Source organism: Pseudomonas sp. FW305-3-2-15-C-LB1, from assembly GCF_058787615.1.
Genome location: NZ_JBYSZX010000002.1, coordinates 91,053 through 111,329 on the forward strand (window position 1 = coordinate 91,053; position 20,277 = coordinate 111,329).

The window sequence follows — 20,277 nt, forward strand, 5'->3', positions numbered from 1 at the left end:
TATTGGCCTAACATTCAAAGAACGCATTTCGGAACTAATTGGGGTCAGACCCCATTTGCCCTTACCCCAATCAGCCGGATCAACTTTGACATCAGATATAGGCTTAGTCACACCCACTTTGTTAGAAAACTAATTGGAAACTAATTGGGGTCAGACCCGAATGGCACTTACTTAACCTTCTTCGGGTGTCCATTTTTCCTGACCTCGGCCCTTGCCGCCGAGCGCGTCTGCATCAGCATCGGGTAAGGCTTGGGCCTTCGTTTTATGGCGCGAGGCTCAATCCGTCCCGGCCGGTTTCCGACACGTTTCCTGGCGATCAACTTGAGTAAATCCTGCACCCTATCGTCTGGTTCGTCGCAGCTGTATTGCCGCATCGCAAGGAATAATTGAAGGCTATGTTTAAAGCTAAGCTCGCGTGGCAAGCAATCAGCTAATAGCGCTGATTTGGCCATGATCATCCGAATCAAATTATGCGCCAGCAGATACACCCATAACTCTTTTACAGCCATGCCAGGCGTCTTGCAGCTCAACGTTTCAAGCCCCAGCGTTGTCTTGATATTGCGCAGATCCAGCTCAACATGCCATCGGTCTTTGTACAGTGATTTGAGCCCAGCCTTAGGTACTTGCTGTGGGCAGTTCAAGGTGGTTACCAGGATTTTTCCGCCAGTTTTCAGTTCGCGTACTGTCAGTGTTTCAGGCGCATCGTCGTAATAAGTTTGGCTCATCCAGGAAGGTCGATTCCTGGGTTTTGTCAGCTCAACCAAGTGATCTTCCGGCCCCAGCGATTGCCCGAGCCGGAAGTCGGTGCTGCGCCGCCTGGCGCCATATTGTTCGAACACGCCGTCGATTCCACGACGTTGCAGTTCGCACAGCAAAAAGTACGTTGCGTAGTAGGCATCGCCCAACACAATGTCGCCTTGGTTCAGGGTATCGAGCATCGTCCTGAGCAGCGTCTGTTCATCGCCACCTTTGCCTCGAAAGCGTCCCAGCGATGCATCTAAAACAGCACCGCTGGCCAGGCAAATGATTCCTACCAAACGGCAGATGGGGAAACCCAACCCTGCTTTCTGACCACGCGATTGCGGATAGGCAGCTTGGTTGGCCGCAGTGTCTGGCAGGGCCACCGTGGTGCCATCTACGAGGCGTACCGGACGCCCCATCCAGCGCCAGGATGGTGACGCGTTGTTACTCATCGTTGATCCCGTGGAGCGCAACAACGTTGAAACCATCTCTACCGGTAACCGCGCCCGTGCTTTGCAATAAGCGCCGGTGTACACGCTGCTGGGGCTTAGCCCATCGCAGCAACGTTTGATCGAAAAATCATTCACGGCCTTCTGACAGGAACGGTCGGCATTCATGGCTTGAGCCAGAAACATCGACAGTGTTTAAGTCGGCGGGAACAACCGTTGACGATGCTTGGGCATCACTGACTCGGCACCCTGTAGCAGCGCCGGATCGGCTAGCAGCTTAAAGAACGCATGGGCATTGCTGTTTTTGGCGTGCTGCTGAATGCGCTGCTGTTGATGCCTGACGATTTGACGTCTACGATTCACGCGGGCTGTCCTTGTTCTAGTGGTGTGTGTTCGCAACTATCACCGTAGACCAAGGGCGGCCTTTTTCAATTTTTTTGTAGTTATATCAGCTGGTTAGCCGTTAAGTAAGTGCCATTCGGGTCAGACCCCATTTACCCGCCATTTACCCGAAACGGACTGTGCCACAAATCTTTTATTGCCAACAAATTCGGCCCCCCTTTGCCGCGTTACAGCTTGAAACGCGAAACGACAGTACGCAGTTCCCCTGCCAGCAGCGTGAGCTCCTCCGCAGTCACAGCGTTGTCCTCTATGCCCTCCATCAGCGCAACGCTACCGTTACGAATCTCGGTCACATTGCGATTGATATCCTCCGAGACGGCGTGCTGCTGAACCGCCGCGCTGGCTATCTGGGTGTTCATTCCTACGATTTGCTCAACGCCGTCATTGATTGCATCCAGGCTAGTCGAGGCCTGATCAGCGGATTCGATGCATTCCTGCGCGCGCAGTTTGCCCGCTTTCATTTGCTCGACGGCGTCGCCTGTCGCCAGTTGCAGCTCTTGGATAATCCGGCGGATCTCTTCAGTTGAGTTTTGTGTGCGCGAGGCCATAGTTCTGACCTCGTCGGCGACCACCGCGAATCCTCGACCCTGCTCACCGGCGCGGGCCGCCTCAATGGCCGCGTTCAACGCCAGTAGGTTGGTTTGATCAGCAATGTTGCGGATCACCTCAATCACGCCGCCGATCTGCTGGCTGTGTTGCGCGAGTGCCGAAACCTTTTGCGCACTGCGCTCTACCTCATCGGCCAAGGCTTCAATAGTCACGCGGGTTTCCTGCATCTTCGCCAGGCCGGTGTTGGAGGACTGGCTGGCGTGCCCAGCGGCGTGGGCGGCACCCTCGGTGTTTTGCGCCACGTCAGCAACGCTGGTGGTCATCTCGTTGATAGCCGTAGCGACTTGTTCGGTTTCGCTTTGCTGGGCGCTCATCGCGCGTTTAGCCCGGTCAATCGACACCCCAATGCGCTCCGCCGCATCGGAGACCGATTGTGAACTGCGCTCGACCTGGGCAAGCGAGGAGCCAAAGGCTTGCACCATATGGTTAAGGCCGTTGCCCACGTCGGCCATTTCATCTTTGCCGCGCACTTGAACTCGCACGCTCAGGTCGCCCTGAGCAATGAGTTGGGTGGCAATCAAAACATCGTTGATCGTGCGACGCATGGCGCTGTAGATGCCGCTGAACACATACACCAGCAACAGGCCAAGAACGACAAACATACCTAGAATGAATAGCCGTTCCGACGTTTTTTCCTGAACTCGGCGTTCAAGCGCATTCAACAGTGCGTCTTGCAGCGTGTCTTGAGCTTTGTACAACTCAGCCACCACCGCATTGCCCTTGGCCGGCAAGTTCTGCACGCCGCTGATGATGTCGCCTGGCGCGCCAATCAATACTTCGAGGTCGGCGCGGAAGCTGTCGAGGCTCGCAAAAGCACTGGTGATCGGCGCCTGAATACTATCGGTGAGGGCGGGTTCTCTGCGGCGCAAAAGTGCCAGGCTTTGCTGAAGTTCTTTATGGATGAGTAACTCATTTTTGAGCATCGATTTGATAACGCTGCGCGCACCCGCACTCAACGTTTGCCCGTCATGTAGCCCGCTGGCCAGCCCGCGCAATTGCCCGACCATATTGATTTGTCGTGGCAGCCTCAAGGTACTCTGATCGATCATGAACAACGATGCGTAATCTTCATCCAGCACCATGCCCGACGTGGCCGATACGTAGTACACGAAGTTCAACGTCTCGGTGAGCTGATCGTTCCAGTCGTCGAAGATGGCACTCTGATTGGCATCTGCTTTCGCCAGCTCAATCAAACGCTGCGCCCCAGAGTGCAGACGCTGCACTCGATCACCGGTTTCCAGCTGTGTGTTGAGTTGTCGGTCGGTTGCAGCCAGTTTCGAAAACGCGTCCTCCAACTTCAACTGGTTGGCCGACAGATCGGCTTGAGCGGTTCTATCCCCGCTGAGCAAGCGGTTGGTGAGCGCACGTTGCAACATCGAAAAACGCAGTACAGGCGTTACGTCCAATAGATAGCGCTGGCCTACTTGTTCCGAGCGAATGACCTCAAGGCTTCCGTTGATCTGATGGATCACGCGCGTACCGAGCAGAACCAAAGGGATTAGGACGATGATTGCAAGCACACCGAATTTCGTGGAGAAGCGTAATCGGTCAGCCAGGTGAACAGCAGGAGCAAGGATGTTCATGGAGTTCTCACAGCCCGGAATGGGACGGTTTGTAGTTGATGTGTAGTTGAGAACATTCCATTTTCTCGAATGCCTGGCTCTGTCTGGCTCATTCGGCTAATCACGTTTTATGTAATTAAACGTTTCAGACATCCTGTCGGCATTGAGATTGAGAACTTTATGAAAAGTTGTACAGATATTTATTTTTGTACAACTTATGAACGCTTTGATAGCAATGATGTCTCCGAGCCATCACTGCTTCAAGGGAGTCTTGTAGGGTAAGCGCTGCGGTCGCTACCGGATTGTCTGTGCTGGAGGCCGTTTGTCTCCCATCGACATGTCTATAGATCTGGACCGTGTTGGTTGGCTTCTGTTGAGGCGCTGCATCCACGACACTAAATGTCAGACTGGTTTTCCCCATAGAAGGACGCGCCGCAATGACGATCAAATCAGCATCTTGAAAGCCGCCTGTGATCTGGCGCATCGCCTCCAAACCACTGGGAATGCCAGTAATGCTCTCGTCCTCATTGAAGTGGTAGTCGATCCTTTCAAGCGCCTCATGCGATAGCGCATAAAACGACGACAGCGACGGCTGATTATCCAGATCGATGGGCAGGATGCGGATCCCTGCATCGGCGCAGAACGCACCTAAATTGGCGCCAACCGTGGTCTTACCCGGCCCGCCTTTGGTTGAAACGACTGCAGCGACTGTCATGGGGCTTAACTCTGAATCGATTGATTTAGCGAGAGATGGGGTCAGATTTATTTATTCAGAGAATTTAAATCCGTCCCCTTTTTCTCCTGAAAGCCTGCCAGCCAAAAGCCATGCACCAACTTCATCCATTTCCCTATCAGAAACCAAACGGAACTCACACAAAGAAGCCCTAGAGATCAATCAAGCACAAGAAAACCTCGGCACACTTCTACTCTCAACTTCGAATAAATCGAATTATTGAACCGTCAAACCTCTGGGAAATTATTGCTACTATTCCGAGCATTACCCCCCCCAATACGCGCAGCGACTGAGCAAATACTCCGTATATCAACGTACGGAGGGGCTATTAAAAAACCGTTCCCCGAGCACTCCCCGCCCCACATACATATGACAATACTCGGACCAACAACCCCACTACAACTCGAAAACTTTCAATAAATATCGCGAGGCGACACTAATAATCACCACCTATAGTTATCATACTCTACAAAAACGCTACTCACACCTGCGTATTCGTTCATGGATGGCGTCTAACGTGGGTATGGTGTCGATAGTACCTTGGCTAACTTCTTCAATTCTATCAGAGCACCTATAGACCTTGAATCGACCAAAGAAAACTGCTATCAGTCGCTGCAGCAGTATCTCATCAACCTCACGACCACCTTCATCTAGTTCAATAGTTATTATTTTTTTTGGTACATTTTCTTTAGGCCAAGATGAGCCTTCGCTTAGGAAGAAGTCGTTAAGCACTTCACCCTCCATTTTTTCAATCCTTATCCAAGGCTCACTAACCTGCTGTTTACTCCATTCATTATTGACCTCCCATTTGTTCACTTTCAAATCTAGAAAGTTGCAATCATTGAAAGCAACCTCATCCTGAACATAAGAGACGGGGGCGTCGCCCCAAGCATTGCTGATCAAGTAGTCTCTTTCGGGCAAGTCCGAACCTGCATCCAAAACCACGACATATTTATCGCTCATTACATATTTCCTGTGTCTTGGAGGCGTTTCAATCCTTTCTCAGCGTTCCTGATCAGTTGATCTCTTGCTGATTGAGGTAATCGCTTGAATGCCTGGTTGATCTGCGGCGCCAATGGTTTCGATAGATCGGGTCTAAAATCTACTATCGAGTCTTTGCCGCCTCCAGACTGTATTTGAAGCTTACCATTGGGTTCAATATCAACCCGCAACAGGCGCTTACGCCCACCTATAACAGCTTCGATCGGCTGCCCAATGGTCTCGCTTGCCTTGATTATTCCCTTTGAGCTAGAACTCTCCTCACTATACATATTTCCCGGATCAAGCTGATGCTCAGGCGTTACGTATTTCCCATCATCCCGCTCCGCATCAAGCTGGGTTCCACCGGTATTGGTAGCGGGGTTAACAACGCTGCCACCAGCGAGACCACCGCTGCTCGGATGCTCCCCATCAACTGTTAGAATGGGAGTGATATATATCAATAGCTTAGGATCTAGCGAGTGAATAGGGAAACGTGTATCGAACAAAAAATCCCAAAGTGCCGCATTGATCCTGAAATTTTCTACAGCACTGTTACCTGCCTTAGCACCCGCTTCAACAAGCGTATTGGCGGCGATGCGCATTTTTTCCTGCGTAGCCGCTCCTGTCGCTAACAGCGCGGCACTTACAGCAGCCACTGCTGCTCCCGCCATTGCTGGCAACATCACCCAATTACTTGCCCCAGATTCAGGCTTTTTCAGAGCTGTTAGGAGGCCAAGAATCACCAAGGCTTTACTTGGGTCATCACCAGCAATCTTCGTAAGGCGATCAACGAGTGCTTGGTTATCCGGCGCCTGCTCTCTGCTAGTAATACCCCCAATCACTCTTCCGATCGCCGCCGCACGATCCTCTGCATTCCGGCTTCCCACTTGCCTGACGAACGCCTTCGTCATCATAGCGCGAGATACATCATCGGGATTCCCTCCCTGCGCAAGCGTTGTACCCGCACTGAAAAGATCAATCAGTTGATTTATAGTTTCCTCGGTATGGTCTCCATATTTCTTGGCATCTTTTTTCCATTGATTGATCGTTGCAGTCGGGTTGGTAACCGCCGTTAATGACGAATCGGTGATGTAGAGATTGGTACGCTTTTCTTTATCCTTTGTTATCTCAGAGGCCTTGTTCACATCACGGTTGAGACCTGCGACGGCCGAAGCCGAATCTGCAGCATCACGAACAATGATCTCTCCCGAACCCACCGTTGCGCGGACCGATTGTTCCCGTTCCTTGTCGTACTTCCAGCCTGAAACACTCCACCCCTTATCACCGGCCTTTCCTTTGCCCTCTTGGCTTGGATCCTGAGTAGTGCTGTCACCGGTTTTGTATGTACCACCTACATTCAGGTAATAGCCATGCTCGTTGTCTTTGCCTGCAATATCTTTGAATCCAAGCGTTCCTGTATCCAGCTTAAGATTGCCAGTGTCTGAAGCAATCAGCGCCCCATCCAACTGGGTGTGTTTTTCAGTGCGTATATCGACCTTGTCGCGCGCGGTCACTCGAGTCTGATCTTCTACCCAATTGGTTTTTCCTGCGGTCTGACCGTAACCAACTGAGCCACTGACGCCAGCACCTGGACCAATCGTTACTGTTGCACTGATATCGAACTCTTTGCCTTTAACCTTGCCAGTGTCAGGAACAGAAGAAACATTCAGGTCACGGCCCACTCGGCCAATGACTTCATCCCCTCTTAGTTCGGCACCTGCAATATTGGTGTCTCGCCCACTTTTGAAATCGAGACGATCCCCAGCATATAGATAAGCGTTTTGTTGGCCTTGTTTCTCTCTTTCAAGGTCCCCCCTACCCATGCTAACGCTGACATAGATCCCAGCCCCTTGACTACCAAACGTCAACCCGGCCTCACCGCCACCGCTGCTCCTGCTGCTTTCGCTGTCACTATCATTTTGAGCCGCACGAACGTTGAGGTCATTACCGGCCTGGAGATCGATATCTCGACCCGATCGAACTTGAGTACCAATAAGGTTCAGGTCATTACTGGCCTTCAGATTGACATCTCTGCCGGCGTCTACCACGGTCGTAGTCGAGGTCGCGTGGTTCGCCTCTTCATTCGCAACGCCATGACTGCCGCCAACGCCGAGCTTGAGGCCGCCACTGGTACCACCATGGATACCTGCCCAACTCTGGCTTTGGGTGTCATCTTGCTTGATGGCACCTTTGGCTACATCAAGGTTGATATCACGACCGGTGACGTTGATGTCCCGTCCGGCATTCAATTGACTACCCGCAACAGTCACATCGTTATTGGCGGTCAAGTTGAGGTCTTTGCCAGCCTTGAGCGTCGATGAGCGATTGGTCTCTTCGATAGATTGCGTGCTGGTGCTTTGGCTGCTATTGCCAATTTTGAGGTCGCCGGTCGGGCCTGCCAAAAAATGACCCACAGCATCAACGCCTTGAAGGGCACTCGACCCTTTGCTGACATTGTCTTCACCCTTGCCTGCACCACTTACAGCATCCTTAGTACTGCCATAGTTATGATTTAGCGATGCACTAATCCCATTGCGCTCTTTCTCAATTTGCTGCTCTACCAACAACCGCTCACGAGCTGCATCAATATTGATATTGCGCCCGGCCTTCAGGTCGATGTCGTTGTCAGCCGCAAGATCAGAGCCGCGCTGATTGATATCGCGCTTCGCGGTGATCGCAATATTCTCACCCGCACTGATTTGGCTTGCAGACGCAGTCTGCTGCTCAACGCGATTTTTCTCGGCGCTGCGATCGGTACCGGCAAAGAACGTAACACCGTTGGCATCACTGGACACCCCGATACCCGTCTGTTTCGACTTGGCCCAATCGCGTTCGCTCTTAAAGTTTTGCGCAGCTACAACATTGACGTCACGCCCTGCATTGAGGCTGACATCACGTCCCGCGCTGATGCCACTGCCCACCAAGTTGATATCTCGCTCAGCCTGCAACGTCGCATCCCGGTCTGCCACGACCTGGCTACCGACGCTGGTGCTGCTTTGGGCTTCTTGCCCGGCTTTCTTCGCCGAGGTAAGCGCGATAAACCCGCCGGAGATCGAACCGGTTTTCTTCTCGTACTTCTCACTGCGGCTATAGGCCGTGTCATTCGCAGATATCAGGTTGATGTCACCGGTGGCCTTCACCAGACCGGCGCGCAACTCAGCATCGTTCTCGGCATTTACCTCACTCGCCCGCAAGCGAATGTCATTACCCGCAGCCACGACCACGTCATTACCCGCCTCAAGCTCACTACCAACCTGACTGGCCGTGGTTTTCAGCTGACTCTTGCTACTCTTGGAAAGCCCCAGGAATCCGGACTTGGTCTTCTTGCTGTAGGAGCCATGCTCTTCAACACCTGACAGCACTGCGATGTCGCCCGTGGCGCCCAGCAGCATGTCGCCACCGGCCTTCAGCTGGCTGCCGATCACGGTGACATCACGCCCACCTTCGATATTCATACCCCCGTCGGCTTTCTTGCTGGCGTTGACCGTCAGGTCTTTGCCCGCCTCGACAACAGACGCAACGTTGGTGCTGTCGTAACTTTCGCGTTGCTCGCTTTTACTGCGACCGAACGAGCCTTTGCTCTTCTTCGAATAGAACGAAGCGTCTTCATCCAGCGCTGACAGGATGCTCAGATCACGCTGCGCCTCAAGCGCCACGTTGCCGCCGCCAGCGACTCGACTGGCGGTCAGCTCAAGGTCTTTGCCGGCGCTCAATGACACGTCACCACCGGCATTAAGCACACTGGAAACCTGGCTGATGTGGTCCTCCGAGCGAGTTACTTTTTTGGTTTTACTCGAGGAATGTTCCTCATCCGCTGCAGACGAAATACTCAGGTCTCCAGTTGCAGCAATGGCAAGGTCGCGTTTAACTTCGATTCTGCTGGCAACGACGCTTACATCACGCCCGGACGTCAGGCGTAGGTCTTTGCCGATATCAACAGTAGAACCGCTCTGAGTAACAGATGAGGAGCGCGCCCCCATCCCGCTATTCCCAGAATCACGCGTCTCGGTCGAAACAATGTTGATATCACGCCCAGCGTTGATCGTTGTATCGCCACCGCTCTTAAGTAAGCTACCGCTGTTGGTAACATCGCGCCCGGCGTTAATGGTGAGTGAGTTTGCGGCTTCAATACGTGCCGAATCACCGTAGTAATTACGATTGCCCGTGCCAAAGCCGGTGAGGCTACGTTCATTGACGACATCACCTTTCGTCGCAGTCAGTGTTACGTCGCGCCCAGCGATCACACCGCCGGACTGGTTGACGATATTGTTGCCTGCCAACAGGTCCAAGCGGTTGCCTGCCTCAATCCGGCCACTGTTGACCATGTCATTGCCCGCGGTCGCCGAAAGATTGTTACTGGCACGCAAGGTGCCTGCGTTGATGAGGTCCTTACCGGCGATCAAGCTGACGTCCTGGCCAGCAATCAATGCACCGTTCGACGTCAGGCGCTGATCGGCATTGGCTAAATAAAGCACCGGTACCAGGACTTTCTCGCCAGCCACCTCATGCTCTTCCAGCCAAACGATGTCATGCGTCAGTGCTGCAACCTGCGCGCCGGTCAACGACACACCCACTGATAGATCCAGGCTTTGTTTGCTGCGGATGGCGTTATCCATCAGGTGTCGGAACAGTGCATCGTCCGAGGTCTGGCCGTCGAGGAAGCGTTGACCGGTCCGGGCGACCACAGCTTGCTGAATCAGGCGCTGTTCATACAGACCGTCTCCGAGGCGCTTGGCGCTCTCGTCAGGGTTGTAGCCAAGGCCGGCGAGCAGGTAGTCCGAACTCATGAATTGCTTCAGGTCGGTCAGTGCGGGGTTGGTTTCGATCAGGTATTTATGTGGTTGGGAGGCGGCGCTGCTGTTGGGCAAACCTTGGACGCGATTAATGGGTTTCGCTGCGCCAGGTTGAGTGCTGCCTGGTGCCAGCGGGGTCAGTACTGGAATGTTGATAGTGGCGCCGGCATTGGACGCGGTGGAGTTATCACGCGCACCGTTCGTATCACGTACTGCCGGTGTCAAGACAGGCAAGTCGAGGTCCGGACGCGAAACCTGCGTGTGTGTCGCATCACCGTGGCTGATTTCAATACCAGTGGTACGGCCGGGCGGCAATGCACCGCTATCGGTATTGCCGGCGACGCTAATCGTACTGGCACTGCCACTGACGGCCCCGGCTTCGCGGGCAGTCAGCGCGACTTGATGGACACCTGCTGCTTGCGCGGCATTATTTACCTGGAGGGTACGACCGGAGACGCCGGGCGAGGGTTGCTGGCGCTGCACCAGGCCTACGTTGGCATTGCCCAGCGTCCAGTTCTGCGAGCCAGTGTCGCCACTGCTCACCTGCCCAGTGTTCGCAGCTTGTTCATTCAAGCGAAACAAGCCGTTTTTGCCGGTAGGCAAGGTGAAACCTGGCAGGGCCACCGGGTTGACTTGCTGCAGAGCGAGACCGGGTGGCAGTTCGCGGTTGATCGTGACCATCACCGCCGTGTTGCCGGTGACCTGGGTAGCGCCTACACGCGATCCGTTGCCAGCTACAGCGACGTTCTGGCGCACAACACTGTTGGTCAGGTGTTGCGTTGCATTGATGCTGACCGCCCCACCCGCTTGAACAACGGCATTTGCCGCGCTCGAGGAACCAATGGTGGTGTTATTAAACGGCTGGGTGGTGAGCATTTCCCAGGGGCCATCTACCGCGCCCACTCCTGGATCTACACCTTTGTCGGAGTTTCGGAGAATCAAAGGCCCATAAACCGTTGACCCTCGATCTTCCCGACCATTGCGCTGGTGGCCCACACGAACAATGGATTCAGTACCATCGGCTGTCCAAACATGAATATTTGGGGCGGGCGCATTGTAGTAAGGGTCATGACCACGGTTGTAGTTCATGACCGTCACCATGAAGCGCGACAGATCGTAGGGATGCAAACCACCGTAGGAGTATGAGCGACGCAGGCTGTAGTCACCCACCGACGCACCTTCATTGGTAAAGTTTTGCAGGGCAAAATTGATGTTGCCACCCGCACTGAGGGTTGAGTTCTTATTACTCAGATCTGCGCCTGTGACGAAGAAATTGCGCCCGGCCGTCATCGTGGCCGATGCCGAATCTTCAATAATTTGCGATTTGAAGTTTTGCACCCAGACCAGATAACTATCAGCTGAACGATTCGGAACTATCGACGTACAACTGCTGCACTGAACACCAATGTAACTGGATACCTGACCACCTGTGGTCTTAAACACATCCTTACGGTTCTCGATACTCGCCGCCGCCAGGTTCAGGTCTGCGCCACTCTCGATCGTCGCCGAAATATTGCTAATCGACGTGCTCTGCCCGTTGTTGTCATCCTTGGCAATGCTCACATTCCCCAGGCCGTAAACATCGGCAAACCGGTTGGTGAACGTATCGGTGCGCAGCGCCATGTCGCCGCCGCTGAAAATCAGTCCGTTCTGGTTCAACAGGTTTGGCGTGGTCAGGCGAAGGTTGCCGGTGCTGCCCAGCGTGCCGCTGTTATTGATCGCACCTGCGGATACATTCAGGTCCGTCGCCGATGTGATCCGGCCTTCATTCGCCAGCGTGCCGCCCACGGTGATGCGGCTATTGCCGCCGCCGGCGATGCTCGCGAGTGGCCCCACGGTCAGTTGCGCAGCCGTGAGGTCCAGCGCGCCCACACTGCTGACTCGACCGCTGCCCTCATAACGCCCCGTCAGTTGCAGCTCCAGGCTGCCATCACTGGCGATCAGGCCATTGTTGATCCACTGACCGCCCTTGCCTTCCAGGCGTGAAGACGCCAGCAACTGCCCGGTTTCAGTCTGAGTGAAAGTGCCGACATTCACATTGAGGCGTCCTGCCTGGATGACGCTGCTGTTGGTCCAGGTGTCGGCATTCAGGGTCAGGCCGCCACGGGTAACGATGCTGCCACCGGCCCCCGTAACATTGGGCAGGGAGATATCAAAATCGCCCTCGCCGGTATGCAGGAGTTGGCCGCCGGTGTTCTGGAAGGTCGTGGCTGCCAGGCCCAGGTTGGTGTTGGCGGTTTCGACCACGCCGTTGCGGTTATCGAACAGGTTGCCGATCTGGAACTGCGTCTTGCCCACGCTCGCCAAGGCACGCAGCTTGCCGCCCTGGTTGACCAGGTCATTAGCCTGCAGAGTCAGCGTCTCATCGCTTTCGATAATCCCCGAATGGTTGCTCAGTTGCCCACTGAGGCCGAGGTCGATGCGCTTGGCGGAGAGTTGCCCGAAGCTGTTATCCAACGAGATGCCGCGGGTTTGCAACGCGCCCTTGGCATACACCCCGCCATAGGCGTTAAGCAATTGATTGGCAGTGATAACGGCATCGCCGTCCTGGGCGGCGATGCGACCTTGCTGGTTATCGACGGTAAGCGCTGTCAGGTTCACGCGCTGGCCTTGCACTACCCCGCCTTTGCTTTGCCTAGCGCCATTGAGCAGACTGTCGCTCAATGTGGCATCCACTCCCCCCGCCACGCTGGCCACACTACCGCCCTGGTTGTTAAGGGTGCTGGCCTTGATCACGGTGTCGCCAGTTTGAGCCAGGAGCTTGCCGCCCTGGTTATCGATATCGCCGCTGACGTCGAGGCTCAAACCGCTCTGGCCCTGCACGACGCCGCTAACGTTTGAGAGCCCTGCGGACTTGATTTGCAGGTCGGCTTCCTGGCTGTAGATCAGGCCCTTGGCGTCATTTTGCAGGATGCCGGTGGTGGTGATCGCCACACGACCTTTACCGGCGACAGTGCCGAGCTGGCTGTTGTCCAGGCCGCCAGCCAGTAAGGTCAGCAACCCTTGGCTGGCGATCTGGCCGCCCTGGTTGTCGATCTGTATCGCGCGCTGTAGCAACAGCGGGCCTGCGCTGGCCAGTTTGCCGTTGGTGTTGGTCAGGGAACCGAGCAGGTTGAGGGTCAAGCGGTCGTTGCCGGCGACGGTGCCGCCGATGTTGTTGAGGTCTGTGGCGGTGATGGCCAGGGCCTTTTGCGCGCTGACTGTACCGCCCTGGTTGTCCAGCGTGACCGCCTGCAGCTCGAGTTCGGCGCCGCTGTCGATCAAGCCGGCGTTGCCGTTGCTCAACTGGCCGGTGACGGTCAGGCTTTGCCCCGCGCCACTTGAGAGGATACCGCCGCTGTTGTCGAGACTGGCGGCAGTTAGGTCCAGCCGTCCCTGACTGGCCACCGCACCGGCAGCGGTATTGAGCAGAGCGCCGGTAAGACGCACGTCCACCGCGCCGTTGCGGCTGGAAAGCGTGCCGTTGTTGCGGTTGTCGAGACTGTCGCCACTAACACTCAATCCCTGCCAGCCGGACAACAGCCCATTCTGGTTGAGCAGCGTGCGTGCGTTGACAGAGAGCACTTGGCTGCTGATCAACTTACCACCGCTGTTATCCAGGCTATTGAGGTCAAGCGTCAGGTTTTGCTGGGTGGAGAGTTCGCCATTCTGGTTATTGATGGCGTGCACACGGTTCAGCGCCAGTGCGCCCTTGGCGGAGATCAGCCCGTTGCGGTTATCCAGTTCAGCGCCGTTCAAATCGAGGGTCACGCCCTGCGCGCCGACGATTTGACCGCCGCCCAGTGTCAAGCCGCTGAGCTTCAAGTCCATCGAGCCCTTGGCGGACACCTCACCGCCGCTGCCAGTGCTGAGGTTGTCTGTCGCGATATCGAGGGAGCCTTGGCTGTTGACCAAACCCATGGCGGTGTTATCCAGCGCCATCGCGTTGAGGATTACGCGGCTACCGCCCAACAGATTGCCGCCTTGGTTATTCAGCAGGCCGTCGCTGGTCAGTTGCAGCTCGCCTCGGCCGGTCAATGTACCGCCCTGGTTACCAATGGAACCTGCGTGCACATTGAGATTGGTGGCGCCGACCAGGCCCTTGATGTTGGCCATGGCCTGGTTGATTCGCAGTGTCAGGTCCTGGTTGCTCAGCACCTTGCCATTGCTGTTATCCAGGCTTTGTGCAGCCAAGATGAAGGCTTGGTCGCTGGAGATTTCACCGCCCTGGTTATCGACGGTGGTGAGGTTTTTCAGCAGTAGCGGACCACTGGTGTTTATCAACCCGCCACGGTTGTTCAGTTGACCGTTGCCCAGGTCCAGGCTCAACCCGGCCTGGCTGAAGAGCTTGCCGGCCTGCTGGTCGAGGCCAGTCACCGTAGCGTTCAGTGCCTTGGCACTACCAATGCTGCCACCGTTGTTTACCTGGCCAGCGACCAGGGTCAAGGTATCACCGCTGTTAAGGCGACCGGCCTGGTTGTTCAGGGCGCCGGTGGTAACCGAGACCGGACCTTTGCCACTGAGGGTGCCCTGTTGGTTGCCCAGGTTGGCGCTGCGCAACACCAAGTTAGCGTCGGTGACCAGTTCGCCGCCCTGGTTGTTCAGGTTATCGCTGACAACCACCTTCAGGCCTTGCGCGCTGGAGAGACTGCCCTTGGTGTTATCGAGGCTGCGTGCCTTGACGTCCAGTGTGCCTTCACTGCTCAGCAGGCCCTGGTTGTTGGTGAGGTCACCTGCCAGGTCCACCACCAAAGGTTGCTGGCTGAGCAACTTGCCACCGCTGTTGTCCAGCGTTGTTCCCGTCAGTGTCAGGCGCTGGCCATTCAATTGACCGCGCGCACGGTTGAGTACGTTATCCACCGCCACGCTCAAGCCTGCGGCTGCGAACACCTGTCCGCCGTCGCTGTTGTCCAGACGTTGGCCAGTGATGCTCAGGTCGGCGTTGCTGGTCAGCTCACCGGTACGGTTATCGACGTCGCCCACGTCCAGCTTCAGCGCTTTTGTCGCGCCTACCAGGCCATTGCGGTTGTCGAGATTGGCACCCGTAATCGTTAGGGTGTCAGTGCTGATCAACTGACCTTTCTGGTTGTCGATGCGATTGGCGTTGACAGTGACCTTGGCCTTACCCGCCATTTCGCCCGCGCGGTTGTCCAGTTTTGCGGCGGTCAGCAGAACGGCACCGTCGCCAATCAGGCTGCCGCGCTGGTTGTCGATCAGGCCGTCAGCGCTGATCTCCAGGCCACCACGGCTGCTGACCAGGCCGTCGGTGTTGTCCAGGCTGGCGCTATGCACATCGAGGCCGACCGCACTGATGCTGCCTTTGGCGTTGGCCAAGGCTTGTTCGATGCGCAGGTTCAGGGCCTGGTTGCTGATCAACTTGCCGTCGCTGTTATCAACGCTGCGTGCCGCGAGGGTGAAGGCGTTCTGGCTGGAGATTTCACCGTTGCGGTTGTTCACGTTGCCGAGGTTTTTCAACACCAGGAGCGGTGCGTTGATCACCCCAGCGTTGGTCAGCTCTCCGTGATTCATGTCCAGGTTCATCTGGCTGCTGCTAAACAGTTCGCCGCCGCTTGCCTGGGTCAGGCTTGCAAGGTTTGCATTCAGCACGCCAGTACTGGCGATGCGGCCGCCGTTGTTAAGGTCAGTAGCTTGAATATCGAGGCTGTTGGCACTGATCACACGACCGCCAAGGCTGTTGTTGAATTGCCCGGTCGCCAGGGTGGCAGCACCCTGGCTTTTCACCAGGCCTTGCTCACTGTTATTCAAGCCAGTGCTGGAAAGATTGAGCGCCTGTGCAGACTCCACCATGCCGCCCACGTTGAGCAGCTCACCGTCGCTGGCAAGGGTCAGATCGCCGGCACTGGAAAGGCTGCCAGCGCTGTTATCCACGCGATGTGCGTGCAGTTGCAGGCCGCCTTCGCTGCTGATCTTGCCGCGTGTGTTGTCCAGCCCAGCCGACAGTTGCACCGCCAGCGAGCGCTGACCGGCCAGCGTACCTTCGGTATTGTCCAGGCTCGAAGCCTTGAGGTTTACATCCTGGGCAAACACCAAGCCTTTGGCCCGGTTGATCACCTCGGCCATCGTCAGCTCCAGGGCGGTGCCGGCCAATACCTTGCCGCCGCTATTGTCCAGGTGCTGGCCGCTGATCTGCGTCTTGAGTTGACCGGAGATTTCCCCGATGCGGTTATCCACACGGTCGACAGTGAGTTTCAGCGCTTTTGTCGCGCCTACCAGCCCGCCGTTACGGTTATCCAAGTCATTGCCGCTGAGGCTCAGGTTGCCCTGGGCGACGAATTCGCCACCCTGCTGCTTCAGCACGCCGATCGAGGCCTCGAGATCAGCCTGGCTGGCGATACGGCCCTTGGTGTTGTCCGCGACGTCCAGTGTCAGACGTAACGGCCCAACGGCATTGACCAGACCGCCGTTGTTATTCAGGGATTGCCCGTTAAGGGTTTGTGCCTGCTTGCTGCTCAGCACACCACCGCGGTTGTCGAAGCTGCCCGCCTGAAGGGTCATATCGCCCTTGGACAACACGCGGCCCTTGGCCTGATTGTCCACAAGCCCCTCCACCTGCACCGTGACGCTGCCATCGCTGACCAGGCTGCCGGACTGACTGTTGTCGAGACTGGACGCAGTCACCAGCAGACGTTGACCGGCGCCGAGCGTACCGCCTTGGTTAACCAACGCGGCTCGGGTGGTCAGGGAAAGACTGACGTCACTCAAGACATGCCCACTGCGGTTATTCAACGTCATGGCGTCAATCACGCTGGTGCCAGCACTCGACACTTCGCCGTCGGCATTCAGCCATTCACCGGCCACGGCCAGGGTCAGGTCTTTTGAACTGTTGAGCACGCCTTGCGTATTGTCCAAGCGCGCTGCCTGAGCACTCAGCCCGGCTGCAGCAATCACGCCCTTGATATTGACCAGAGCCTGGTCAATGGTGAGGGTCAGGGCTTGATCGCTGAGCAGTTTGCCTTCGCTGTTGTCCAGGCTTTGTGCAGCCAGGGAGAACGCGTGTTCGCTGGAGATTTCGCCTTGCTGGTTGGCAACCGTGGAAAGGTTTTTGAGTACCAACGCACCGGGGGTGTTGATCAGGCCAGCGGCGTTGTGGAGTGCGCCATGGTTCATGTCCAGGGTCAGGCTCGCCTCACTGCGCAGCGCGCCGTGCTGATTCAACAGTGGACCATTGAGTACTATGTTCAGGTTGCGCTTGGCGTAGACGCTGCCCTTGAGCTGGTTGTTCAGACGGTCGAGGTTCAGTTGCACATCGCCGTTGGCGAGTACCTTGCCACCGGCACTGTTATCCAGCTGACTGCCGTTGAGCACAATGTCCGTGACGCTGGACACTTCACCGGCGCGGTTGTCGAGGCTGTCGCCCCCCAAAGTCATGGTTTTGCCGGAGTTGATCAAACCGCTGCGGTTGTCGAGTTGGCCGAGGGAAAGCGCCAGCTCACTCTTGCCGGTGATGCGGCCTTTGTTCTGGTTATCGAGACTGGCGGCCGTCAACTGCAACAGGCCGGCGGAAGCAAACAGCCCGGCCTGGTTGACCAACTGACCGGAGATCAACGCCTTCAGGGTGCCGTCACTGGTGAACATGCCACCGGTGTTGTCGAGGCTGGCAGCACTCAGGTCCGATGCCTGCCCGGCGACCATACGCCCGTTGCGGTTGCTGATCAGGCCTGTGTGATCAAGGGTCAGGCGCTTGTCGCCCTGGATCAAACCGTTACCGTTATCCAGTGAGGCACCGGTCAGTAAGGTGTTAGCGCCGAGGATCTCGCCCTGGCGGTTGACCAGGCTTGTGGTGACACGTGCAGTCAGGTCATCGCGCGCACTGAGTTTGCCTTCGGTGTTGTTCAGGCTATTGGCTTGCAGGTCCAACCCGGTCGCGACGACCAGGCCCTTGGTGTTGTCCAGCGCTTGAGCAATACGTACCAGCAACCCTTGCTCACTGAGCAGTTTGCCGTTGCGGTTATCTAGGCGGTCAGCCTTGAAAACCAGCGCCTGGGCACTGGAGATTTCGCCGCCTCGGTTATCCACACTGGTCAGGTTATTGAGTAGCAATGCACCTGGTGCATGGATCAAACCGCCCTGGTTGTTCAGGTGGCCGCCATTCAGGTCGAGGCTGACATCACCGCCTGCGAAAATCCGACCGTCGTCGTGCTGGTCCAGTCCGCTGACGCTGGCATTAAGCGTCTGGCCGCTGGTGATACGGCCGCCTTGACTGTTGTCGACCTCACCGGCTTTAAAATCCAGGCTGACGTTACCGCGCATAGCGCCGTGCTGATTGTTCACCGGCCCAGTCAACTGCAGATTGAGATGGTTGGCGACGATCGTGCCATGACGGTTATCGAGGCTGGCCAGTTTCACGCGCGCGTCACCTTTGGCGGCGAACAAACCGGTCTGGTTGAGCAGTTGACCAGCGATCACTGTGGTCAGTGCGTCGTCACTGATTAGCTTGCCAGCGGTGTTGTCGAGCGTGTTGCTGACAACATCAAGGCGCTTACCCGCAGCGATGTTTCCGCGAAGGTTGCTGATAGCGCTGCCCTTGATCGACAGAGCGTTATCACCCTGAATCTGACCGTCATCGTTAGCAAGAGAGCCCACGGCCAACGTGACGTCAGTCGCCAGCAGTTGACCCTTTTGATTTAGCAGTTGGTCGGCGGTGACCCCTAGACTTCCTGCGCTAAGGATCCGGCCCTGGTTCTGGTTGTCCAGGTTTGTCGCGTTCAGTTGCGCATCGCGCTGAGCGCTCAACGTGCCGCCTTGGTTGGCCAGCTCACCCGCGTTGATGATCAGGTCACGGCTGGCGATCACCGTTTTGCCGCTGTTGTCGATGCTATTTGCTTTTAAGCGCACATCGCCTTGGGCATTGCGGCTGTTATCCGCATTGACGCCCGCTTCGATGATCCCGTTGTTGGTCAACCGCCCAGCAGCGTCCAGTGTGATGCTGTCCTTGGCCGCCAGGGTTTGCTGATTGGTCAGTGCGCCTTGGGTGATCACCGACAAGTCAGTACCGGCATACACGGCGCCCTTGGCCTCTACGCTGGTTGCTTTGACCGCCACTGCCGTACCGGCCGAGGTCTGGCCCATGACCACATTGCCCGCTGCATCAATCTGGATATCACCACCGGCGACCATGTCCCCGGACAGTTTCACCCCTACGCCGGCCTCGGTCCCCACCAACCTGACCGCCCCCACATACATGCCGCCCAGCGCCGACGAGTCAATCGCCAGATCCGGTGCCTTGCTGCCGTCCGCCGCACGCGCCGTCGCATTCAACGTGCGCGCGTCCACATCGTTGCGCCCCGCCACGATGGTGAGCTTTTTAGCCTGGATCTGCGCATTGATGGTGGTGGCGCGGGTGATGATTTCGAACTGATCGACGTTACTGGCGTTCAGGCCGGTGCCTTCGATGGCGACGTTGCCCTGATCCACTTGGTAGCGGCTGATCTGGCCGTTTTCGATGACCGCCTTGCCCGTGGTGAGGGTGGCTTGAGGGGTGTTGATAAAGCCGCAACCGTTGCAGCTGATGCCATAGGGGTTGGCCACAATCACATGGGCCGACTGCCCCGCCACTTCGGTGTAGCCACGCAATTGGCTGGGGCTGCCGCCATTCACCTCGTTGAGGATGACACTGGCGGCGCTGCCATTGAAGTTTGGGTTACCCACGATGATGCCACCCAGTTGGGTGGACTGGGTCCGGCTGGTCGCGTTATTGAGAATGACCCCGTTGGCGCCGACGTTGTAGTCGTGGAATTGGTTGTGCGATAGCCCGTTAGCGTTGGGCGCAGCGATGTTGACGATCGGAACGCCGTTACCCGCCTGCCCAAGGCTCGTACCCGGTCCGCTCACGGCAATGCCGTCCGCCTGAGCCAGCAGGGGCTGCCAGAACATGGCGTTCGCCAGTACCAACGCCAACCCGCGCTTGGGCAAGCCCAGGAAGGTAGAACGGCTTTTCAAGGCAGCAGAAGGTTGGCGCGCAAGAAAGGCGAACTGGCAAACGTCCATGTCATGTCCCGATGCCCAAA

General features: G+C 56.5%; 4 protein-coding genes and 1 pseudogene. All 5 read right to left on the minus strand.

Translation table 11 applies throughout. The annotated features are described in order from the left end of the window. Positions 1-167: 167 nt before the first annotated feature. Positions 168-1,553 (minus strand): annotated as a pseudogene (locus AC3WP7_RS04360) (IS4 family transposase). A gap of 206 nt (positions 1,554-1,759) precedes the next feature. After that, a complete protein-coding gene (locus AC3WP7_RS04365; protein ID WP_102592317.1) occupies positions 1,760-3,784 on the minus strand; it encodes a methyl-accepting chemotaxis protein in 2,025 nt (674 codons plus the stop codon). A gap of 157 nt (positions 3,785-3,941) precedes the next feature. Beyond that, positions 3,942-4,478 (minus strand): ParA family protein, encoded by a 537-nt coding sequence (locus tag AC3WP7_RS04370; RefSeq protein ID WP_139212877.1) that lies wholly within the window; start codon positions 4,476-4,478, stop codon positions 3,942-3,944. A gap of 495 nt (positions 4,479-4,973) precedes the next feature. Further along, the gene (locus AC3WP7_RS04375; protein ID WP_092243291.1) at positions 4,974-5,459 is read right to left on the minus strand and encodes a hypothetical protein; all 486 of its coding nucleotides are present in this window, start codon (positions 5,457-5,459) and stop codon (positions 4,974-4,976) included. Then, entirely contained in the window at positions 5,459-20,143 is a 14,685-nt protein-coding gene (locus AC3WP7_RS04380; protein WP_331459847.1) for a hemagglutinin repeat-containing protein, read from the minus strand. The genes AC3WP7_RS04375 and AC3WP7_RS04380 overlap by 1 nt, the downstream gene beginning before the upstream one ends. Positions 20,144-20,277: the final 134 nt, after the last annotated feature.